Source organism: Catellatospora bangladeshensis (assembly GCF_016862575.1).
GTDB lineage: Bacteria > Actinomycetota > Actinomycetes > Mycobacteriales > Micromonosporaceae > Catellatospora > Catellatospora bangladeshensis.
The window spans coordinates 76454-95843 of sequence record NZ_BONF01000001.1 but is presented as its reverse complement, the minus strand read 5'-3'; the positions used below and the strand labels follow the sequence as shown (position 1 = coordinate 95843).

Below are 19390 nucleotides of genomic sequence, written 5' to 3'. Positions count from 1 at the left end.
AACTTGGAAACGTATACTCTGCGTCACTGCGGGACAGACTCCGGAAACGCTTCTTCGGCGACACCTCACCGATGCCCGATCGAGGTTTTGGCTTCGCTTTGTCGAGGCTTTGCCGATGCTTTAGCGTACGCCCGGTGATGAGTCCTGTCTGATCTGTGATGCAGGTCGCGCGGCCGGACCACGGAAAGGCGCTCAGTAGCTGTCCCGGCGGTTCCGGAGCCGGAGGTCGTCTCGCGGCCCGCGCGCCCTCCGGAACGGATCGCCGGGCAGCCGGTCCAGGTTCGGCACCGTGTCGGCCTCAGCCAGGCCTGGCGGCACGTCCGGCACCTGGCCGTCCACTCGGCGGGCACGCTCCTCGGTGAGCGCCCGCCGGTAGGTGAGGTGCGCGCCCGGGTCGGTGGAGTTGCCGGCGATGGTGCCGGACAGCGTCATGCCGGCGGGGTCGAGCGTCAGCCATACCGCCGACCACTCCGCCAGGCGCAGGCTCGTCTCCCACCACCGGCCGTGGACCCCGCCGTACGACGTCCCGCCGGTCCGGTGCAGCCGTGCCACCGCCGACCCTGCGGGGATCCGGCGCAGCGCCAGACGCCGTTTCGGATACGGCTCCAGCGACGTCATCGCGTACCCGGCCGGCGTGCCCGTGATCTCGACGAGCGTCCCGTCGCCGAAGGCTCCCCGCCACAGGCCCACGAGCGGATCCCGCATCACGCCGCCCCTCCGCCGCCGTCGCCGTCAACCTGACGGACGAACGGCGGTGTGGCGGCACGGCCCGCCTTCTGATCTCATGGCCCGGCGAGCTGTACACGTTGGACGTGGGCACATCATGGGACAGGACGAGCGGGTGCTCGCGTCGTCGTTCGGCGCGGCGGCGACCGCGTACGCCGAACACCGCCCGGACTACGCGCCGGACGCGGTGCGCTGGGCGCTGGCGGCCGCACCCGGCCCCCGCGTGCTCGACCTCGGCGCTGGTACGGGCAAGCTGTCCGGCACCCTGGCGGCGCTGGGCGCCGACGTCGTCGCGGTCGAGCCCGACCCGGCGATGCTGGCCGAGCTGCGCCGCGCGCTGCCGTCCGTACGCGCCCTGGCGGGCAGCGCCGAGGCGATCCCGCTGCCGGACGCGTACGTCGACGCGGTGCTGGCCGGCAACGCCATGCACTGGTTCGACATGGCCGTCGCCGGCCCCGAGATCGCCCGCGTGCTGGCGCCCGGCGGCATCCTGGCCGGGCTGTGGAACGTCCTCGACGACCGGGTCGGCTGGATCGCCGGGCTCGAACGGGTCAGCGGCGGCGAGGCGATCGGGCCGCGGGACACCTTCCGCAGCTGGCGCGCCGCGACCGCGAGCCTGCACCTGCCCCGCGCAGGCGGGGCGGCCCGGTTCGGCTCGCCGGAGCAGGCGGAGTTCGCGCACGGACAGCTCCGCACGGCCGAGTCCCTCGTCGCGACGCTCGGGACCCGCGCCGGCATGCTCACCATGCCGGGCGAGGCGCGGGAGGCGGCGCTCGGCCGGATCCGGGCGTTCCTCGCGCAGACGCCGGAGACCGCCGACGGCGAGTTCGCCCTGCCGATGCTCACCGGCGTGCTGCGCGTCCGGCAGCGGTGAACCGGCCCGGCGCGGTGCAGCCGATGACGGCGCTGCCCGAGTCCGCCCACCGGCGCGGCGCTCCCACCCCACGGCTGGGCTCACCGCGCCCGCGGCCCTTCGCGCGACAACCCGGATGATCGCGAACTGGTAGTGTCCGCCCCGACCTAACGATCATGGGGGACATTCATGTACCAGAACCGGCTCGTACTGAGCGGCCTGGCCTTCGCGGCGGCGATCGCGATGGCGGGCTGCGATCCGCAACCCGGGTCGGAGCCGTCCGCGGCCTCGCCGGCGCCGGCGGCCTCGAGCGCCGCCCCGGCCGTCGACGCGGCCACCGCCAAGGCCTGTGCCGACATCAAGAAGGCACTCAAGGACAACGCGGACAAGATCGCCGTAGCCGAGAAGATCGGCCCGCCCGCCGGGCACATCGCGGTGAGCGCACAGTGGACCGCGGGCTCGGCCTCGGTCATCGCGTTCTCCATCGGCGCGAGCGGGCCGGTCGGCGCCGCCGCCGACAAGGTCCAGCAGGAGATGGCGGCCCTGGCCGACGCGTACGACAGCGCCACCGCCAAGCCCGGCAAGGAGAAGCTCGAAGCCGCCCTCAAGGAGCTGGACACCGCCTGCTCGGCGAACTGAACGCGGCATGAGCAGCGATCGGCTGTGACCGTCACCGGACGGGCACAGCCGATTCGCATTTCCGTGTGAACCGCACAACGCCTGTGGGGCGGGCGGGACTCGAACCCGCGACCGAGGGATTATGAGTCCCCTGCTCTAACCTGCTGAGCTACCGCCCCGTGCCGGGAGTGCCCGGCGGGCATAGCCTAGCGGGTCACCGCCGGTGCTTACACGCCCGATTCTCGCCGCGCCGCGCCGCACGGAACTCTCGCGCCCGCCGGGAAGATCACCGTCTCGCGTCGCCGCCTGGCGCGACGCCGCAGATCTTGGCACGGGACAGCGATCTTGCCCCGGGCCGCGAGGCCCTACCGGCCGCGAAGACAGTTCAGGCCCCGGGCGATCGCCCGGGGCCTGACTTCTGGCTCCCCCACTTGGACTCGAACCAAGAACCTGCCGGTTAACAGCCGGCTGCTCTGCCAATTGAGCTACAGGGGAATGTCGCTCGACACGTGCTCCGGATCTCTCCGGGGCGGCGTGCCTCGACAAGAGTACAGGACACCACCGGGGGTATGGCAAACGGGTAACCCCGGCCGGTCTGGATGTCGCGCGATGCCCGCACCAGGCAGGATGGGATGTATCACGCGATCGAGGATGAGGAGGCACGATGGGGAAGCTGGTGTGGTTCGCCGCGGGCGCGGCCGTCGGATTCGTCTTCGGCACCCGTGCCGGGCGCCAGACCTACGAGGACCTGGTCGCCGGCACCCGCAAGCTGATGGAGCACCCCACGGTGCAGGAGGCGGCGGGTCTGGTCCAGGCGCAGGCCGCACGGTTCTACGACGAGGGGCTGCGCAAGCTCAACCAGCAGGTGTGACCGCGGGTTCCGCGTCACACGGCACGGCCGACCCCCGGCATCGGGCGGTCGGCCGCCCCGTCCAGGCCCACCGCGCCCAGCTCGTCGCGGGCCGCGTCGAGTTCCTCGGTGCCCTCGACCTCCAGGTGGTCGCACTCGGCGTGGACCCCGCCGAGCACCGCGGCCAGCATGGTGCGGCCGGTGGCGGCCAGGTCGGGGTCGGCGTGGCCGCCGAGCCGCAGCTTGACGACGGACAGCCGGGAGCGGCGCAGCCGGGTGAGCGCCTGGGCCGGGCTCTCGGCCGCCTCGGCGAGCCGGGCCGCGCTCAGGCAGGCGCCGATGCGGGCCGGGTCGGCGCGTTCCAGCAGCCGGACGATGTCCTTCGAGCCGGTGACCAGCGTCTGCGGGGCGGCCTCCACGGCGACCCGGACCAGCCGCCCGGTGTGCCAGGCGATCTCGGTCAGCCCGCCGCTGAGGTCGGCCATCAGCCGGGTGGCCGCCTGCCACTCGCGTTCGCGCAGCTCATGCAGCTCATGATCGCGGTCGGCGGCGCCCTGCGCGGTGGCTTCCTCGCCGGGGGCCGGCTCGGCCGCCGGGGCGGGGGCCGGTGCGGCGGCGAGCGCGGCGGCCGAGCGGGGCAGCGTGGTCGAGACGGAGCCGTGGTGGCTGTCGTCGGGAAGCAGGTCGACCAGCACCCGCGCGAGATCGAGGGTATGCATCCACCAGGTGCGCCAGCTCGCGTCGGGCGGGATGGCGTCCGGGCCGGTGTCGAGGGTGACCACCTCCAGCCGCCGCGTGGCCAGCTCGTGGCGCAGCCGCTGGCGCAGGCCGAGCGAGGAGGCGAGGGTGGCGGCGAGGATCGGGCCGAGCCGCAGGCTCACGCTGAGCACGTCGGCGAACAGGCGCTGGCGCTGCGGGACGACTCGTGCGTCGAGGGCCCGCAGGAGCGCGCGCACGTCCTTGACGTTCTCGACGGACACGACGGTCGCCACGTGCACAGTCTGTCCGTCGGGGTGTCGTAGGCGCATCGGTCACCTCCGCCCGGCGGCGTGTTGCCGAGAACGTACCCGCCTGATCCACATCAGACAAATAGAACTTAACAAATGAGCACATGAGCTTGATCTCGCTCATGTGCTCATTCATCCTCGCACAGGTTTAACGGCACAGCACAGTGGTAAGGCGCCGGCTCGCCACGTACAGGCCGAGGGCCATCATGACGATCAGGTAGAGCACGTGCCCGAGCATCGCCCAGCCGAGTGACCCCGTCGTGATGCCGCGGATCAGCTCGACCGCGTGATAGAGCGGGGTGACCGCGATCAGCACCTCCACCGCCGGCGGGTAGTCCTGCACCGGCGAGAAGGTGCCCGAGAACAGGAACATGGCGAACTGGCCCGCGCTGATCAGGTCGAAGTCCTGCCAGCCGCGGATGTACGTGCTCGCCGCCATGCCCACCGCACCGAACGCCAGCCCCACCAGCCAGGTCGCCGGGAACGCCAGCAGCGCCCAGCCCGCCGAGGTCAGCCCCATCGCCACCATGACGATCAGGAACGCCCCGGTGTAGAGCGAGCCGCGGATCATCGCCCAGAGCAGCTCCCCCGCGGCGATCTCGGCCGGGCGCAGCGGGGTGGCCAGCATGGCGTCGTACGTCTTCACGTACTTGAACTTGAAGAAGAAGTTGAAGGTGGTCTCGGCCAGCGCGCCGGACATCGCCGAAACCGCCAGCATGGCCGGGGCGACGAACGCGGCGTACGTGATGACCTGCCCGTCCTTCAGGGTCAGGTCGCCGACGAGCGCCCCGACGCCGATGCCGATGGACAGCAGGTAGAGCACCGGCTCGAAGAACCCCGAGAACAGCACCATCCAGTACGCGGGACCGGAGCGCAGCGCCCCGACGTTGCGGTTGATGACCGCACCGACCCGCGCCGGGGAGACGATCCCGCCGCGCAGGGCCTGCGTGACGGCGTACGTGGTGACCATGTCCGTCCCCTCAGTCCGAGAGCCGTCGGCGGAAGGCGCGCACCGCGAGCAGAGCCCCCAGCACCGCCCAGAGCAGCAGATAAGCCACGTGCGCGACAGCGGGCCAGGGCGGCGCGACGCCGAGCGTGGCCGACCGGCACAGCTCGACCGCGTGCCACAGCGGCGACGCGTACGCCAGCGGCCGCAGCAGCGCCGGCAGCTGCGACACCGGGAAGAACACCCCGGCGAACAGCGTGGACGGGATCACCACGAACCGGAACAGCAGCGCGAAGTAGCTGTCGTTCTCGATGCTGGCGGAGAACGCGCTGGTCGGCGCGGACACCGCGACCCCGAGCAGCGCGCACACGAACGGCGTCACCACCACCCACGGCGAGTGGATCGCCCCGAACGCCGCGCTCACCCCGAGGAACACCACCGACGCGATGATCACCCGGAACGCGATGTAGAGCTGGTATCCGGCGACCATGTCGCCGATGCCGACCGGGGTGGCCCGCATCGCGTGGTAGCCCTTGACCCACTTGAAGTCGCCCAGCACCGGGAACGTCGACTCGCCCACCGCCATCTGGAACGCAGTCGAGGCCAGCACGCCCGGCACGATCCAGTCGAGGTAGCTCACCCCGTCGACGTCGCCGACGTAGCCGCCCACCCCGATGCCGATGCTGATGACGAACAGCACCGGGAGGATGAACGAGGAGAAGACCGAGGCCTGCCAGAGCCGCTTGTACGAGACCAGCGCGCGCTCCAGCACCGCGAGCGTGCCCATCAGTCGACCAGCGTCCGGCCGGTGAGGATCAGGAACACGTCCTCCAGCGTGGCGCGGCGCACCAGCACGCTCGACGGGGTGAACCCGCGCCGGTGCACCTCGTCGACCGCGCCGTCGCCGTCGTCGCTGTAGAGCAGCAGCCGGTCCGGCAGCGGGTCGAGGCGCTGCCCGATCCCGGCGAGCTTCTCCACGTACGCCGCGGGCGGCTCGTCGCCGAAGCGCAGCTCGACCACCTCACGGGTGGAGTGCGTCTCGATCAGGTGGCGCGGCGAGCCCTCGGCGACGATCTTCCCGGCGTCCATCACCACCAGCCGGTCGCACAGCTGCTCGGCCTCGTCCATGTAGTGCGTGGTCAGCACCAGCGTCACGCCCCGCTGCTTGAGCCGGAACAGCCGCTCCCAGAGCAGGTGCCGGGCCTGCGGGTCCAGGCCGGTGGTCGGCTCGTCGAGCAGCACCAGGTCCGGTTCGTTGATCATCGCGCGGGCGATGGAGAGCCGCCGCTTCATGCCGCCGGACAGCGGGTCGACGGTGCTCCCGGACTTCTCGGTGAGCTGGACGAACTCCAGCAGCTCGGCGGCGCGGCGGCGGGCCTCGGGGCGCGGGATGCCGAAGTAGCGCGCGTACGTCGTCAGATTCTCGAAGACGGTCAGGTCCGGGTCGAGGTTGTCGGTCTGCGGGCAGACGCCGAGCCGGCCGCGGATCGCCGGGCCCTCGCGCACCGGGTCCATGTCGAGGATGCGCAGCTCACCGGCGGTCGGCCGGGAGACGCAGCCGATCATGCGCATGGTGGAGGACTTGCCCGCGCCGTTCGGGCCCAGGAAGCCGAACGCCTCGCCCGGCGCCACCTCCAGGTCGATCCCGTCGACCGCGGTGAACTCACCGAACCGTTTGACGAGGCCGCGGGCGTAGATCATGGGGGGCCGTTGCTCGCTCACCCGGCGACCCTAACCGCAGGCCCCGACAAACTCGCGGCCTTTTCCCGTTTACCGGCCGGCCGCCTACCCGGCGACTCCGACCTGTCCCCCGGCCGCCGGGCGATGATCGCGAGTTCGTGTCCAAACCTGGAGCCAGGCCACACTTTTGGACACAAGACAGCGATCTTGGGCAGCCACGCCGAGCCCCAGCCACGCCGAGCCCTAGCCACGCCGGGCCCAGCCTGCCGGGCGGCGGCTCGGGTGGGTCAGGCGACGGCGTCGCCCTGGGACTGGGCCACGAGCTGGTCGGTCGCGGCGACGACGGCCGGATCGTCCCCGTCGGTGCCCTGGTCGTAGCGGACCGCCCAGGCCAGGCCGTCGGCTCCCGGCACCCGCCGGGCGAACACCCAGACCCCGCCGCCGGGCAGCTCGTAGTGCTGCGGGTGGCGCACCGAGCCGGTCACCCGCAGGCGCACCTGGTGCGGGACGTGATCGGGGTCGGCCAGCCGCAGCCGCACCGGCGTCCCGTCCGCGATCACGTCGTACCCGGCCCGCTCGGCCACCAGCTCGGCCGGGGTCACCACCAGGTGCTCGCCGTCCCAGACGGCCTTGTCGATCCGGTGCCAGCCGGTGCGGGTCCCGCCCCACCACAGCCCGAGGTTGGTCGCGACGACCGTGTCGTCCTCGCCCACCGGCGCCCAGGCCAGCACCCGCTCCTCCCGGTCCAGCTCGGGGCGGCGCTCCACGGGCAGCACACGGCGCCCGCCGAACAGTCGGAACTTCATCACAGCCCTCCGGCGGCCTTCTCCTTGAGCGCCCGGGAGTGCTGCTCCAGGGCCACGAGTTCGGTGAAACGGGCACGGTACTCGTCGGCCTCGGTCACCGGGTTGATGCGCTGCAGCCGCGACTTGACCTCGCCGATGCGCTGGTGCAGCCCCGCGAGCTGCAACCGGGCCAGCACCACGTGCAGGTATGCCGAGTCGGGCTCGCCGTCGTAGCGCACCGGCTCCACCGCCAGCTCCATGACCAGCATCTGCGCGGCCAGATCCGGGCAGGCGTCGCGCACGCTGTTCACCCAGCCCGCCCCGGCCACCCCCGCGCTCGCGCCGCCGGCCGCGCCGATGGCCGCGCGGATGTCGCGGTACGGCGGGTGGGCGTAGTGGGTCTCGTCGACCGCGTCGAACACCGGCCCGGCCAGCACCGGCTGCTGGACGGCCAGCTTGAGCGCCTCGCGCTCGACCACCAGGCGCGGGTTGTCCGGCGCGAGCGCGGACGGGCGGGGCGCCGGGACGGCCGCGCCCTCGGTGCCCGCGTTGCGCACGGCCGTACGCACCTGGTCCACGTCGACGCCGATGTCCCCGGCGAGTTTCTGGGCGTACCCGGTGAGCAGTGACCTATCTTTGATCTTGGCGACCATCGGCGCGGTCGCGCGCAGCGCCGCCACCCGGCCCTCGACCGTGTCCAGGTCGTAGCGGGCCAGCGTGGAGCGCAGCGCGAAGGCGATCAGCGGCTCGCGGCTGGCCACCAGGTCGCGTACCGCCAGGTCGCCCTTGGCCAGGCGCAGCTCGCACGGGTCCATGCTGTCGGGGCTGACCGCGATGAAGGTCTGCGAGACGAAGCGCTGGTCGTCGCCGAACGCGCGCAGCGCCGCCTTCTGCCCGGCGGCGTCGCCGTCGAAGGTGAAGATGATCTCCCCGGCGAACGCGTCGGTGTCCAGCAGCAGCCGCCGCAGCACCCCGATGTGGTCCGCCCCGAAGGAGGTCCCGCAGGTCGCCACGGCCGTGGTCACCCCGGCCAGGTGGCAGGCCATGACGTCGGTGTACCCCTCGACGATCACCGCCCGGCCCTGCTTGGCCATCTCCCGCTTGGCCATGTCGATGCCGTAGAGCACGTGCGACTTCTTGTACAGCGGCGTCTCGGGGGTGTTCAGGTACTTCGGGCCGTCGTCGTCGTCGAACAGCTTGCGCGCGCCGAACCCGATCACGTCGCCCGACACGTCCCGGATCGGCCACAGCAGCCGCCGCCGGAACCGGTCCACCAGGCTGCCCGAGCGCGCCGGGCGGGCCAGGCCCGCGGTCTCCATCTCGGCCGCGCTGAAGCCCTTCTGCCGCAGGTGGCGGACCAGCAGGTCCCACTCCGCCGGGGCGAACCCGCAGCCGTAGCGCTGCGCCGCGTCCCGGTCGAACCCGCGCTCGGCCAGGAACTCCCGCGCCGCCCGCGCCCCCGGCGTCAGCAGCTGCTCGGCGTAGAACTCCTGCGCCGCGACGTGCGCGGCGACCAGGCGCTGCCGCTGGCCGGCCTGCGGGCGCGCCGGGGCCGGGCCGCCCTCGACCCGGCGCAGCTCCAGACCGGCCCGGTCGGCCAGCCGCTCCACCGCCTCGATGAACGACAGGTGATCGATCTTCTGTACGAAGTTGATCACGTCGCCGCCCTCGCCGCAGCCGTGGCAGAACCACACGTTGCGCGCCTGCGAGACGGTGAACGACGGCGTCTTCTCGTCGTGGAACGGGCACAGCCCCTTCAGGTTGCCGCCGCCCGCGTTCTTCAGCGTGACCTGCTCACCGGCCACGTCCACGATCGAGCTGCGCTCTCGTACGAGCGCGATGTCCTCATCGCGGATCCGACCCCCGGCCATGCGCTACATCCTGCCAGGGGGTGCCCGGCGGGCGCACAGCCGATACCGTGCGATCGTGGCCCACCCCACCCTCACCCCCGCCGCTGCCCCCGAGCCTGCCCGCCGCGCCACCGACGACATCGAGCTGACCGTCGCGCTCGCCGAGTACGCCAAGCTCGGCGAAGCCCGCCGCGCGATCAGCGACCAGGCGCACAACCGCTACAACTTCTTCCTGGTCATCGCCACCGGCGTGGCCGCCGTGTCCGCCGGCGTGCTGGGCAGCGGCATCGACGCCAACGTGCGGATCGGCGCCGTCGCCGCGCTCGCCCTGCTGGTGCTGCTCATGGGCCCGACGGTGTTCCTGCGCCAGCTGCGGTTCAGCAACGCCGGGCGCAACTACGCCGTCGCCGAGGAGGCGCTGCGCACGTACCTGGTCCGGCGCGCGCCGCAGCTCGCCCCGTACGTGCTGCTGCCCACCCTCGACGACGCGGGACTGCTGCAGCCGTCCGCCGGCAGCCGGCGCGGCCGCCAGGCGGTCGGGCTCGCCGCGACCATCGGCCTGGTCAACAGCACCCTGCTCGCGGCGGCGGGCGCGCTCGCCGTCAGCGGTGTGCTCGACGGCTGGCCGGTGGTGCTGGTCGCGCTGGCGCTGTTCGCCGCCGCGGCCGCGGTGCACCTGTGGTGGGTCGACCGGACCGTCCGGCGCGACGCCGCCGAGCGCGAGCGCCTGCTCGCCGCCCGCGCCCTCGACGTGCTCGATCTGTTCCCGCCGCTCACCTCCGCCACCGCCGACCCCGACCCGGCGCCGGACCCCGCTCCGGTGGCTCCGGCGGCTCCGGCGGCGTGAAGATCGCCGTCTCGTGTCAGAACCCGTGGCTGGACCGCACTTTTTGACACGAACCCGCGATCTTCCCCATCCGCCCGCGCGACCCAGCGCGCCACGGCGGCGGGTCAGTCGCCCGGGGCGGTGAGGCGCTGATGCCAGGCCTGGGCGGCGGTGTCGGTCAGGGAGGCGACCTGGTCCACGACGACGCGGCAGCGGGCCGTGTCGTCGGGCGCGGCCCGCCACAGCGGGGCGAACACCGGGTCCAGCTCGTCGGGCGCCCGGTCGGCCAGCAGCCGGACCAGGTCGGTCAGGATCTCCCGCTGCTGGGCGTACCACGGCTCCATCCCCCGGCGTCGCATCACGTACCGCAGCGCGATGCCCTTGAGCAGCGCGCACCTGATCCGGGCGGCCGACGGCACGATCAGGTCGGCGTCGTAGCGCCGCAGCCGCCCGTCGCCGTGCTTGTCCCGCGTCGCGTCGACCGCCGCCGCCACGAACCGTCCGGTCAGGACGCTGGTGCACCGCTTGAGCGCGAGCTGCGCCTTGAACGAGCCGTCGTACCCGGCCAGCGGCGCGACCACCGGATCGGCGAGCAGGTCGAGCAGTGCCTCGTGCAGCACCGCCGGGGACTCGGGCGAGTACACCCGGGCCACGTCGGCGCAGAGCGCGGCCCGCTCGTCGGCGTCGATGATCAGCGGCTGCAGCTCGATGAACCCGGAGTAGAGCCCGTCCTCCACATCGTGCACCGAGTACGCCACGTCGTCGGACCAGTCCATGACCTGCGCCTCCAGGCAGCGCCGGTCGTCGTCCGGGGCGCCGAGGCGCACCCAGTCGAAGACCGGGCGGTCGTCGGCGTACACCCCGAATTTGCGGGTGCCCTCCCGGCGCGGCCAGGGGTATTTGCAGGTCGCGTCGAGGGAGGCCCGGGTCAGGTTGAGCCCGGCGCCCTCGACCTTGGCCTCCAGCCGGGTGAGCACCCGCAGCGTCTGCGCGTTGCCCTCGAAGCCGCCCCACTCCCGGCTGACCTCGTCGAGCGCGTCCTCCCCGTTGTGCCCGAACGGCGGGTGGCCGAGATCGTGCGCCAGCCCGGCCACGTCGACGACATCGGGATCGCAGCCCAGCCGGGCCCCCGTCTCCCGGGCGATCTGCGCCACCTCGATGGAGTGGGTGAGCCTGGTACGCAGGAAGTCGCCGCTGCCCGCCGTGTGCACCTGGGTCTTGGCGGCCAGCCGCCGGAACCCGGCCGAGTGCAGCACCCGGGCCCGGTCGCGCTCGTAGGGGCTGCGCCCGAAGCCGGTGTCCTTGGCCGGCTCGGGGATGAACCGCTCGCTGGGATCGACCATCAACCAAGACTACTGACCGCGACCGCCGTCCTCACGTGCGCAACGGTGAACTTCGGCCGTCCGCCTGGTCACCCCTCGGACGAGTCCAGCAGCGCCGCCGCCACCGCGGTGTCCATGATGTTGGACCACGCCTGCTCAGCGGCGCGCAGCGACCGATCCGGCAAAGCGGCCTCAGGGAACCACCCGCTGCGGTCACAGCCCGGCACGATGTCGAGGATCACCGGAACGAGGTTCACCGGCACCGACCCTCTGATCCGGATCGCCACGTAGGTCTCATGCCCCCGATCCGCCCGGACCTGCACTCCGAGATCGAACGAGTCGAACTCGGCGACCCGCTCGTGACCGTCACGCAGCGACTGCCGTACCAGATCCGGGACGAGCGCCTCCAGCCGCCGCACGAACCGGGTGACCGACTCCAGCCGGTGCCGCAGCCGGTCGTCGTGTGTGGGCAGCAGGTACGCGGTATGGGTCTCGGTGGTCAACGAGGGCCGGTACTCGGCGTTGTAGCGGCTGCGCGCGGTCCGCGCGTCGGAGGCGAGCACGGCGTAGAAGTCGTCGCCGCTGCCGGATTCTCGCCAGCCCGCCGCGACCAGCCACGGCAGACCGGGCTCGACCCATACGGCCCCGCGCCAGCGCTGGACCTTCACCTTGAACAGGACCTGGTCGTCGACCGCGGAGATGCGCTCATGCGGCGTGGACTCGTCCGCGAACTGCTCCGACGCCTTGGCCAGCAGCGGATGTTCGAGCTCGTCGAGCAGCCGGTCGACGGGAGGCAGCTCGATCTTCAGATCTTCCTTCAGGCAGCGCAGCGTGGGCCGGACGCGCGTCATGCCACCTGCTTCCCGATGCCGCCGAGGCGTTCTACGTCGTCCGGGGAGACGCCTGCCAGCATGGCGACCCGCGACGCAGTGCTGCCGTCGAGCACCCGCATCGCCTCGGTCATCCGCCGGTGGAGTTCCTCCCGCCGCGCGGCCAAGTAGTCCTTGACCGCCTCCGCGACCAAGTCCTTCTTCGTCAGGCCGAGGAAGTGCGCACCCTGCGAGATCAGCTCGTCGATCTCGGGGTCCACCTTCAGCGGCGCCTGCCGTCGCTCGCTCATGACCTCCAGGGTACTCAGGTACCCAAGTACCTGGGTACCCCACCTTGGCATCGACGGTTATTGACATTCGTGTTGCGGGGACGTTAAGTGGGTGGGCAAGAGAGCGCTCTCACAACACCCGCCACGGACCGGTCCGCCCGCCCGCGCCGCCCCTCCCCGGCGCGCGGACCGCTCCCGTCCCCCATGGAGGAATGCCCTGATGAGCAGACGATTCTCCGCGAGAAGGCTGGCCGCGGGCTCCGCCGGCCTGGCCTTCGTGATCGCCGCGACCGCGGCGGCCGTCACCGCGCTGCCCGCCGAGGCCTCGCTGCCCGCGACGCCCTCGGGCTGGTCGCTGGTCTGGAGTGACGACTTCAACGGCGCGAACAACACGCTGCCGTCGTCCAGCAACTGGATCATCGACACCGGCACGCAGTATCCGGGCGGCCCCGCCAACTGGGGCACCGGCGAGATCCAGACGTACACCAACAGCACGAGCAACGTCCGGCAGGACGGCGCGGGCAACCTGCTGATCACGCCGATCCGCAACGGCAACAGCTGGACCTCGTCCCGCATCGAGACGGTCCGCACCGACTTCAAGCCCGCCGCCGGGCGGGTGCTGCGCATCGAGGGCCGCATCCAGATGCCGAACGTCACCGGCGCCGCGGCGGCCGGCTACTGGCCCGCGTTCTGGGCGCTGGGCGCCCCCTACCGGGGCAACTACCAGAACTGGCCCGGGGTCGGCGAGTTCGACATCATGGAGAACGTCAACGGCATCAACTCGGTGTGGGGCGTGCTGCACTGCGGCGTGAACCCCGGCGGGCCGTGCAACGAGACGAACGGCCTCGGCGCCAGCCGCGCCTGCCCGGGCAGCAGCTGCCAGTCGGCGTTCCACACCTACCGGTTCGAGTGGGACCGCACCAACGAGAGCGCCCAGCAGCTGCGCTGGTATGTCGACGGCACGCTCTACCACACCGTGAACCAGAGCCAGGTCGGCTCGTACTGGTCCAACATGACCTCGCACGCGGGCTACTTCCTGCTGCTCAACGTCGCCATGGGCGGCGCGTTCCCGAACGGCGTGGCTGGTTCGGCGACGCCGACCGGCAGCACCGTGTCCGGTCAGCCGATGCGGGTCGACTACGTGGCGGTCTACCAGACCACGGGCGGCACCACGCCGCCGTCGTCGCCGCCGGCCAGCCCGCCGCCCGCGGGCAACCGTGACGCGTACGCCAACATCCAGGCGGAGAGCCGCAACGCCGAGTCCGGCACCACGATCTACGAGAGCTACTACGTGGGCGCCCTCAACAACGGCAACTGGCTGCGGTTCGACGGCGTCAACTTCGGCGCGACGCGGCCGCTGGACTTCGTGGCGCGGGTCGCGTCCGGGGCCGCGGGCGGCATCAGCGGCCTGGTCGAGGTGCGGATCGACAGCCTGTCCAACGCGCCGGCCGGCAGCTTCGCCATCGCCAACACCGGCGGCTGGACGAGCTGGCGGGAGGTGCCGGCCAACGTGGGCGCGGTGACCGGGACGCACACGGTCTACCTGACCTTCACGTCCGGCCAGCCCAGCGACTACGTCAACGTCGACTGGTTCCGCTTCCGGCGCTGACCGCGCGGTGCCGCGGGCGGGTGGCTCGGCCGCCCGCGGCAGGTCATGCCGCAGGGCCCGCAACTTCTGGGTTGCCTCCGCATCCCAGAAGTTGCGGTCTCGTCAGTAGGTGTACCCGCCGGGCTCGGGTGAGGGCGAGGCGTCAGCGGCGGGCGACGCGCCGGGCTCGGGCGACGTTTCGGGCGCGGCCGACGGCGGCGGCACCGCCTTGGGGGTGCCCTTGGGCAGGCAACTCAGGTTCTTCTTGCCGTCCGGGGCCACCACGAACCAGACCCCGCCGACGCCCTGGCCTTTCCACTGGCCGGGCTTGAGGTCGCCGACGTAGCGGTAGAGCGGCCAGCCGGCCAGGGTGACCTGGGTCGAGCCGTCCTCCCGCTCGACCGTGCCGACGAGGTCGGCGTTCAGGCCGGTCAGCTCCAGGTTCTCGTCGACCAGCACCGGCGGCCAGACCGCCGCGCAGTCGCCCGAGCAGCGCGACTCCGGCGGGTCGGCGCTGTCCTTGTCGAACCGGTAGAGCACCCAGCCCTCGCCGTCGGTGACGACGGAGCCCATCTTGGCGATCTTCTTCGCGCGCAGCTGCCCGGTCGGCGTGCCGACCGCCGCGACCAGCTCGGCCGCGGCGTCTTCCCCGGGCTTGAGCTGGATCGGCGCGGGCGTCGCGGGCGGGGCCGCGCCCTCTCGCAGCTGGCCCTGGCAAGCGGTGAGCCCGGCCAGCGACGCCGACAGCAGCGTCACCGCGAGCGCGGTGCTAACCCTTCGGTGCATCGAGCTTTCCTCCTCGGGTCGAGCGGCCGGGTGGCCGCCGGGGCGGGGTTCGGATCAGCCGACCAGGCTCAGCCGGCGCTGATGTGAGGTCTGCGCCGCGGGCAGCGACACTCGCGGCCGGGCCACGGGACCCGCCGCGCGCATCTCCCGCGCGAGCGTGGTGAACTGCCGCGGCGCGTTGACGGCCACGACGCCGCGGGCCACCCCGTCGCGCAGGTGGACGGCGACCATCCCGCCGCGCGCGATGTCGCGGCGCCCGGGGCGCAGCTCGGTGACCTCGACGTCGTCGGCGCCGTCGAGCCGGCCGCAGACCTGGATGCGCAGTCCGAACAGGTCGGACCAGTAGCGCGGTTGCAGCGGCGCGGCGGGGGCGGGCCGCTGCCCGGCCAGCAGCGTCCGGGCGGCGGCCTGCCCCTGCTCCAGGGCCGCGATCCACTGGTCGCAGCGGCCGGGCGCGTCGCCGTACCAGGGGTTGGGCCAGCGGGCGACGGCTCCGGCGGCGACGACGCGGTTCACGCCGAGCACCCGCAGGCTCTCGTCGCAGAGCAGGCCGTCGCCGGTGTCGGCGTGGCGCGCGGTGAACCAGCTCGTGTCGGGCCGCTCGCCCAGCGCCGAGATCACCACGTCGGCGTCGACGTGGGAGCCGTCGTCGAGATCGAGCCGCCAGCCGCGGCGGCTCCGGCTGACCGTGCGGACCCGGCGGCCCAGCCGCATGCGCACACCCTCGTGGCGCATCGAGTCGGCCACCAGCCCGCCCGTGACCGCTCCCACGGCACGCGTCATGACCTGCGGGTTCGAGTCGACGATCACGCATTCGCGAGCCAGCGAGCTGACCACGTAGGCGGCCTCGCAGCCGGTGAACCCGGCGCCCACCACGGCCACCCGGCGCGCCTCGCGCAGGGCGCCGGCCAGGGCGAACGCGTCCTCGATGTCGTGCAGGACGTGCAGGCCGGGCTCGCCGACCGGCCAGCCGGGAGGGCTCACCGGCTTGGCGCCGGTCGCCACGATCAGGCCGTCGTACTCGAACTCCTCGCCGGTCTGCGTGTACACGATCTGGCGGGTGACGTCGAGGTCCTCCGCGGTCCGGCCGGGCAGCCAGCGGACGGGCGCCGAGAACGACAGGTGCGCGTCCGCGGGCCGCTGCCGCCCCGTCAGCAGGCCCTTGGAGCAGGCCGGGCGGTGGTACGGCGGGTGCGCCTCGCCGCCCAGCATCGTGATCGCACCGGTGAAGCCGAGGCGGTGCAGCTCCTCCGCCGCGGCCACGGCGGCGCGGCCGGCGCCCACGATGACGATCCGGTCCAGGTCACCGGCACGATGCCTCACTGCTGCTCCTCGTCGGTCAGCTCGTCGCGGTGGACGGCCGCGTGGTGCTGGGCCCGGCTGTGCCGGCCCCGCGCCTGGCGGTACTCGTCCAGTTCGGTCGCGGGTTCGAAGGTGTTGGTACGGGTGCGCTGCCGCACCACCTGCGGCGTGGTGGGGGCGGGGGTGCGCGGCGCCGGGCCGCCCGCCGACGAGTGGCGCACGCTGATCGCGCGGGCCGGGCAGATCTCGATCGCGCGGATCACGTCGTCCAGCCGGGTCACCGGCGGCGCGGCGGTGTAGTCCAGGCGGCCGTCGCCCTGCAGGCTGAACACCTCCGGGGCCTCCTGCTCGCAGAAGCCGAACCGGGCACACCGCACCGGGTCGACGTCGACGCGCAGGTTGCCGTTGATCTGCGCCGGGCCGGTCGCGACGAGCGTCGGCCCTTCGGCGCGCAGGGACCGCTTCGGCAGCGTGGTGAACCACAGCGCCACGGTGCCCAGCCAGAGCGTGTAGACGGTGCCCCAGACCCACCACGGCCCGATGTCCGAGCCGGACACCAGCACGTGCGCCGAGATCAGGAAGAACCCGGCGTAGGTCGCCGTGTGCACCGCCCGCCAGCGGCTGAAGCCGAGCCGGCGCTGGATGACGATCGAGATCGCGGCGGCGAGCACCAGCTCCAGGCCGAGCACGCCGGCGCCGGTGCCGATCGGGTCGTGCGCGTCCACGAACGGGATGATCACCTCGACCACGGCGATGGTGCCGTTCGGCACGGCGAGCTGGGCCAGGCCGTGCACCAGCCCGAGGGTCAGCCCGGTCAGCGCGACGCCCTGGTGCAGGGCGTACGCCACGGGCTGGCGCAGCCGGGTCAGGCCCCAGCCGTTGCGCAGGGCCACGCCGCCCAGCACCGACAGCCAGAGCAGGCCGAACGAGGTGAATCCCACTGTCGCGGCAATGACGTGCACACTCTCCATGACCGCCCCGCTACTCTTCTCGAATAGGCGTCTCCGGTATCGCGAATAGACTCCGCAATCCCTTTCGGTCGAAACCTTCGGCAATTTAAGAGGCAAAGTCAATACACCGACTCACATTGCGGACGCCACCTGCGAACTGGGCACACTTTTTTAGGTGGGTCCTATGCGGACCCTAATAGCTACTTAACATTGCCTACCGGTATTGACTCTTCAGCGCGGGCTGAGCATAGGCTTCCGTCGCTGCCATAAGGCATGCGCATGGTGTATTCAACCGACCACGGAAGGGCATCGGATGAATACCGGGCACCTTTTCCGCGCCGCGGCGCTCGCCGCCGCCGTGCTGCTCGCCCTCGGCCCGGTCGCCGCGGCACAACCGGCCGCCGCGGCCGATGACCTGCCCCCCGGCTGGAGTCTCAACGAGTTCGGGCCGCTCGGCCCCGCCGACCGGGACCTGCTGGTCCGGGTCCGGCTGGCCGGCCTGTGGGAGGCCCCCGCCGGCCAGCAGGCCCAGGAGCGGGCCGGCGACCAGCGGATCAAGGACATCGGCCACCACCTGATGACCGACCACCTCAAGCTCGACGTCGAGGTGCGCCGGGTCGCCGCCAAGCTCGGCGTGGCCCTGCCCGACAAACCCAGCCCCGAGCAGCAGGGCTGGCTGGACGAGTTCTCCGCGCTGCGCGGCGACGCGTACGACCGGGTCTGGGTGGCCCGCCTGCGCGCCGCCCACGGCAAGGTCTTCGGCGTCGTCGCCGGGGTCCGGGCCGGCACCCGCAACCAGGTGATCCGCGAGTTCGCCCAGCAGGCCGTGACCGTCGTGATGAAGCACATGACCCTGCTGGAGAGCAGCGGCCTGGTCGACTACGGCTCGCTGCCCACCGCCCCGGCCCCGGCCGCGGCCCCGGTCCCCGCCGCCCGCAACCGGGTCGGCGGCCCGCCCCAACCCCTCATCTGGCTGGTCCTGGTCGCGGCGCTCGCCGTCGGCACGGTCACCGCCGCCCGGGTCTGGCGTCCGCGCTGACCCGTCCTCCCCGAAGGGAACCTCCGATGGCACCCCGCACACACATCCCCCGGCATCGCTGGGAGCCCCGCCGGCGCCTGCTCGCGGCCGTGATCGTCCTGGTGGCCGCGACGGTCTGGGCCACCATCGCCCACATCTCGCAGGCGGCGACCGGCTCGGGCGACCCGGCGGCGCAGCCCTCGGCGGCGGTGCCGGAGGCGCTCGCCGCGGCCGCCCGCATCCCCAACGACCAGGGCCCGGACGCCGAGTGCCGCCGCTCGCGCCCGCCCGCCCGCTGCCACGCCCCGACCGGTGACCCGGCCGCGGCGGACTACGTCGACATCCGCTCGGTCGCGCCGAACGTGCAGAACCGGCGCGCCACCGCGGAGGGCTCGGTGGGCACGTTCATCTCGCTCTGCGGCCGCAACGTCAACAACCACCGCAACCCCGACAACTTCATCGTCGCGCCGGGAGTCTTCAACGGCGCCCACCACACCCACGACTACGTGGGCAACCTGTCCGCCGACGGCAACTCGACCAACGAGAGCCTGGCCGCGGCGGGCACCACCTGCCGCCGGGACGACCGCTCCACGTACTACTGGCCGGTGCTGCGGGTGCGCGGCACCGTGGGCGGCGACGCGGAGGCCGACGGCGGCGGCAAGGACGGCAACGTCGGCCGCATCCTGACCCCGGCGTCGGTGCGCCTGGAGTTCCGGGGCAACCGCTTCGCCAAGGTCGCCGAGATGCCGCGCTTCCTGCGGCTGATCATGGGGGATGCCAAGGCGGTGACGAACGGCCCGGCCAACGCCAGGGCGCAGTGGACGTGCACCGGCTTCACCAACCGGCGCACCACCAAGTACCCGCTCTGCCCGCGCGGCAGCCAGGTGCAGCGCATCCTGGACTTCCCGAGCTGCTGGGACGGCGTCAACACGGACAGCGCCAACCACCGCGCCCACGTGATCTTCCCGGCGGCGGACGGCCGCTGCTCGGAGGGCACCAAGCCGATCGCGCAGCTACGGATGACGCTCACCTACACCGTGCCGCGCGGGCGCTCGTTCGCGCTGGACACGTTCCCGGAGCAGAACCACAACCCGCTCACCGACCACGCCGACTTCGCCAACGTGATGCCCGCCCAGCTGATCACCTTCGCCACCGACTGCATCAACCGCGGCCGCCGCTGCTGA

Annotated in this window: 20 protein-coding genes and 2 tRNA genes; 7 read left to right on the top strand and 15 right to left on the bottom strand. The window is 72.6% G+C overall.

Features of this window, described 5'->3' with window-relative positions; translation table 11 throughout:
- Positions 1 to 192: 192 nt before the first annotated feature.
- Positions 193 to 705, bottom strand: coding sequence for a hypothetical protein (locus Cba03nite_RS00430; RefSeq protein WP_203740342.1), 513 nt, complete (start codon positions 703 to 705; stop codon positions 193 to 195).
- A 118-nt stretch (positions 706 to 823) separates the two neighbouring features.
- Between Cba03nite_RS00430 and Cba03nite_RS00425 the strand changes: the two genes are divergently transcribed.
- Positions 824 to 1600 carry a class I SAM-dependent methyltransferase gene (locus Cba03nite_RS00425; protein ID WP_203740334.1) on the top strand — a complete coding sequence of 259 codons (777 nt, stop codon included), beginning with the start codon at positions 824 to 826 and terminating at the stop codon, positions 1598 to 1600.
- Positions 1601 to 1768: 168 nt separating this feature from the next.
- Positions 1769 to 2218 (top strand): hypothetical protein, encoded by a 450-nt coding sequence (locus tag Cba03nite_RS00420; protein WP_203740462.1) that lies wholly within the window; start codon positions 1769 to 1771, stop codon positions 2216 to 2218.
- A gap of 84 nt (positions 2219 to 2302) precedes the next feature.
- Here Cba03nite_RS00420 and Cba03nite_RS00415 read toward each other — a convergent pair.
- Both Cba03nite_RS00415 and Cba03nite_RS00410 read right to left on the bottom strand, forming a co-directional pair.
- Positions 2303 to 2376, bottom strand: a tRNA-Ile gene (locus tag Cba03nite_RS00415).
- 240 nt (positions 2377 to 2616) lie between these two features.
- Positions 2617 to 2692 (bottom strand) — tRNA-Asn (locus Cba03nite_RS00410).
- A 169-nt stretch (positions 2693 to 2861) separates the two neighbouring features.
- Here Cba03nite_RS00410 and Cba03nite_RS00405 point away from each other — a divergent pair.
- On the top strand, positions 2862 to 3068 hold the full coding sequence (locus tag Cba03nite_RS00405) for a hypothetical protein (protein ID WP_203740332.1): 207 nt from the start codon (positions 2862 to 2864) through the stop codon (positions 3066 to 3068).
- A gap of 14 nt (positions 3069 to 3082) precedes the next feature.
- On the opposite strand, the gene Cba03nite_RS00400 is transcribed toward Cba03nite_RS00405, so the two are convergent.
- From Cba03nite_RS00400 to dnaG, 6 genes are all read right to left on the bottom strand, one after another.
- Positions 3083 to 4039, bottom strand: a complete 957-nt coding sequence (locus Cba03nite_RS00400; RefSeq protein WP_203740330.1) for a hypothetical protein — start codon at positions 4037 to 4039, stop codon at positions 3083 to 3085.
- A 163-nt stretch (positions 4040 to 4202) separates the two neighbouring features.
- Positions 4203 to 5024 (bottom strand): ABC transporter permease, encoded by an 822-nt coding sequence (locus tag Cba03nite_RS00395; RefSeq protein WP_203740328.1) that lies wholly within the window; start codon positions 5022 to 5024, stop codon positions 4203 to 4205.
- Positions 5025 to 5034: 10 nt separating this feature from the next.
- Positions 5035 to 5787 carry an ABC transporter permease gene (locus Cba03nite_RS00390; RefSeq protein ID WP_203740326.1) on the bottom strand — a complete coding sequence of 251 codons (753 nt, stop codon included), beginning with the start codon at positions 5785 to 5787 and terminating at the stop codon, positions 5035 to 5037.
- Positions 5787 to 6701: an ABC transporter ATP-binding protein gene (locus Cba03nite_RS00385; protein ID WP_203740455.1), complete on the bottom strand. Its 915-nt coding sequence runs from the start codon at positions 6699 to 6701 to the stop codon at positions 5787 to 5789. The genes Cba03nite_RS00390 and Cba03nite_RS00385 overlap by 1 nt, the downstream gene beginning before the upstream one ends.
- Before the next feature lie 266 nt (positions 6702 to 6967).
- Entirely contained in the window at positions 6968 to 7486 is a 519-nt protein-coding gene (locus tag Cba03nite_RS00380) for a hypothetical protein (protein WP_203740324.1), read from the bottom strand.
- Positions 7486 to 9336 carry a DNA primase gene (gene dnaG, locus Cba03nite_RS00375; protein WP_203740322.1) on the bottom strand — a complete coding sequence of 617 codons (1851 nt, stop codon included), beginning with the start codon at positions 9334 to 9336 and terminating at the stop codon, positions 7486 to 7488. The genes Cba03nite_RS00380 and dnaG overlap by 1 nt, the downstream gene beginning before the upstream one ends.
- A gap of 55 nt (positions 9337 to 9391) precedes the next feature.
- Between dnaG and Cba03nite_RS00370 the strand changes: the two genes are divergently transcribed.
- Positions 9392 to 10162: a hypothetical protein gene (locus Cba03nite_RS00370; RefSeq protein ID WP_203740320.1), complete on the top strand. Its 771-nt coding sequence runs from the start codon at positions 9392 to 9394 to the stop codon at positions 10160 to 10162.
- A gap of 104 nt (positions 10163 to 10266) precedes the next feature.
- On the opposite strand, the gene Cba03nite_RS00365 is transcribed toward Cba03nite_RS00370, so the two are convergent.
- The 3 genes from Cba03nite_RS00365 to Cba03nite_RS00355 all read right to left on the bottom strand — a co-directional run bounded on the left by Cba03nite_RS00365 (position 10267) and on the right by Cba03nite_RS00355 (position 12583).
- The gene (locus Cba03nite_RS00365) at positions 10267 to 11484 is read right to left on the bottom strand and encodes a deoxyguanosinetriphosphate triphosphohydrolase (protein WP_203740317.1); all 1218 of its coding nucleotides are present in this window, start codon (positions 11482 to 11484) and stop codon (positions 10267 to 10269) included.
- Positions 11485 to 11552: 68 nt separating this feature from the next.
- The gene (locus tag Cba03nite_RS00360; protein ID WP_203740315.1) at positions 11553 to 12314 is read right to left on the bottom strand and encodes a hypothetical protein; all 762 of its coding nucleotides are present in this window, start codon (positions 12312 to 12314) and stop codon (positions 11553 to 11555) included.
- Positions 12311 to 12583, bottom strand: a complete 273-nt coding sequence (locus Cba03nite_RS00355) for a hypothetical protein (protein WP_203740313.1) — start codon at positions 12581 to 12583, stop codon at positions 12311 to 12313. The genes Cba03nite_RS00360 and Cba03nite_RS00355 overlap by 4 nt, the downstream gene beginning before the upstream one ends.
- Before the next feature lie 199 nt (positions 12584 to 12782).
- On the opposite strand from Cba03nite_RS00355, the gene Cba03nite_RS00350 reads away from it, so the two are divergent.
- Positions 12783 to 14171: a carbohydrate-binding protein gene (locus tag Cba03nite_RS00350; RefSeq protein WP_203740311.1), complete on the top strand. Its 1389-nt coding sequence runs from the start codon at positions 12783 to 12785 to the stop codon at positions 14169 to 14171.
- Positions 14172 to 14273: 102 nt separating this feature from the next.
- On the opposite strand, the gene Cba03nite_RS00345 is transcribed toward Cba03nite_RS00350, so the two are convergent.
- Genes Cba03nite_RS00345 through Cba03nite_RS00335 form a run of 3 tightly spaced genes read right to left on the bottom strand, consistent with a single transcriptional unit; the run spans position 14274 to position 17209 of the window.
- Complete coding sequence (locus Cba03nite_RS00345; RefSeq protein WP_203740309.1) at positions 14274 to 14936, bottom strand: hypothetical protein; 663 nt, start codon at positions 14934 to 14936, stop codon at positions 14274 to 14276.
- Between the two features lie 54 nt (positions 14937 to 14990).
- Entirely contained in the window at positions 14991 to 16259 is a 1269-nt protein-coding gene (locus tag Cba03nite_RS00340) for an NAD(P)/FAD-dependent oxidoreductase (RefSeq protein WP_203740307.1), read from the bottom strand.
- The gene (locus Cba03nite_RS00335) at positions 16256 to 17209 is read right to left on the bottom strand and encodes a 4Fe-4S domain-containing protein (protein WP_203740305.1); all 954 of its coding nucleotides are present in this window, start codon (positions 17207 to 17209) and stop codon (positions 16256 to 16258) included. Before Cba03nite_RS00335 ends, Cba03nite_RS00340 begins: the two co-directional genes overlap by 4 nt.
- A gap of 292 nt (positions 17210 to 17501) precedes the next feature.
- Here Cba03nite_RS00335 and Cba03nite_RS00330 point away from each other — a divergent pair, with 292 nt between their 5' ends.
- Positions 17502 to 18227 carry a DUF4142 domain-containing protein gene (locus Cba03nite_RS00330; protein ID WP_203740303.1) on the top strand — a complete coding sequence of 242 codons (726 nt, stop codon included), beginning with the start codon at positions 17502 to 17504 and terminating at the stop codon, positions 18225 to 18227.
- A gap of 26 nt (positions 18228 to 18253) precedes the next feature.
- Positions 18254 to 19390: a DUF1996 domain-containing protein gene (locus Cba03nite_RS00325; protein WP_203740301.1), complete on the top strand. Its 1137-nt coding sequence runs from the start codon at positions 18254 to 18256 to the stop codon at positions 19388 to 19390.

Bases quoted from the DNA above. Each gene is read 5' to 3' on its own strand.
- Cba03nite_RS00330 (WP_203740303.1), top strand. From the start codon at position 17,502: ATGAATACCGGGCACCTTTTCCGCGCCGCGGCGCTCGCCGCCGCCGTG.
- Cba03nite_RS00360 (WP_203740315.1), bottom strand. From the start codon at position 12,314: ATGACGCGCGTCCGGCCCACGCTGCGCTGCCTGAAGGAAGATCTGAAG.
- dnaG (WP_203740322.1), bottom strand. From the start codon at position 9,336: ATGGCCGGGGGTCGGATCCGCGATGAGGACATCGCGCTCGTACGAGAG.
- Cba03nite_RS00425 (WP_203740334.1), top strand. From the start codon at position 824: ATGGGACAGGACGAGCGGGTGCTCGCGTCGTCGTTCGGCGCGGCGGCG.
- Cba03nite_RS00325 (WP_203740301.1), top strand. From the start codon at position 18,254: ATGGCACCCCGCACACACATCCCCCGGCATCGCTGGGAGCCCCGCCGG.
- Cba03nite_RS00405 (WP_203740332.1), top strand. From the start codon at position 2,862: ATGGGGAAGCTGGTGTGGTTCGCCGCGGGCGCGGCCGTCGGATTCGTC.
- Cba03nite_RS00420 (WP_203740462.1), top strand. From the start codon at position 1,769: ATGTACCAGAACCGGCTCGTACTGAGCGGCCTGGCCTTCGCGGCGGCG.
- Cba03nite_RS00345 (WP_203740309.1), bottom strand. From the start codon at position 14,936: ATGCACCGAAGGGTTAGCACCGCGCTCGCGGTGACGCTGCTGTCGGCG.
- Cba03nite_RS00335 (WP_203740305.1), bottom strand. From the start codon at position 17,209: ATGGAGAGTGTGCACGTCATTGCCGCGACAGTGGGATTCACCTCGTTC.
- Cba03nite_RS00430 (WP_203740342.1), bottom strand. From the start codon at position 705: ATGCGGGATCCGCTCGTGGGCCTGTGGCGGGGAGCCTTCGGCGACGGG.
- Cba03nite_RS00385 (WP_203740455.1), bottom strand. From the start codon at position 6,701: ATGATCTACGCCCGCGGCCTCGTCAAACGGTTCGGTGAGTTCACCGCG.
- Cba03nite_RS00350 (WP_203740311.1), top strand. From the start codon at position 12,783: ATGAGCAGACGATTCTCCGCGAGAAGGCTGGCCGCGGGCTCCGCCGGC.
- Cba03nite_RS00380 (WP_203740324.1), bottom strand. From the start codon at position 7,486: ATGAAGTTCCGACTGTTCGGCGGGCGCCGTGTGCTGCCCGTGGAGCGC.
- Cba03nite_RS00355 (WP_203740313.1), bottom strand. From the start codon at position 12,583: ATGAGCGAGCGACGGCAGGCGCCGCTGAAGGTGGACCCCGAGATCGAC.
- Cba03nite_RS00365 (WP_203740317.1), bottom strand. From the start codon at position 11,484: ATGGTCGATCCCAGCGAGCGGTTCATCCCCGAGCCGGCCAAGGACACC.
- Cba03nite_RS00390 (WP_203740326.1), bottom strand. From the start codon at position 5,787: ATGGGCACGCTCGCGGTGCTGGAGCGCGCGCTGGTCTCGTACAAGCGG.
- Cba03nite_RS00395 (WP_203740328.1), bottom strand. From the start codon at position 5,024: ATGGTCACCACGTACGCCGTCACGCAGGCCCTGCGCGGCGGGATCGTC.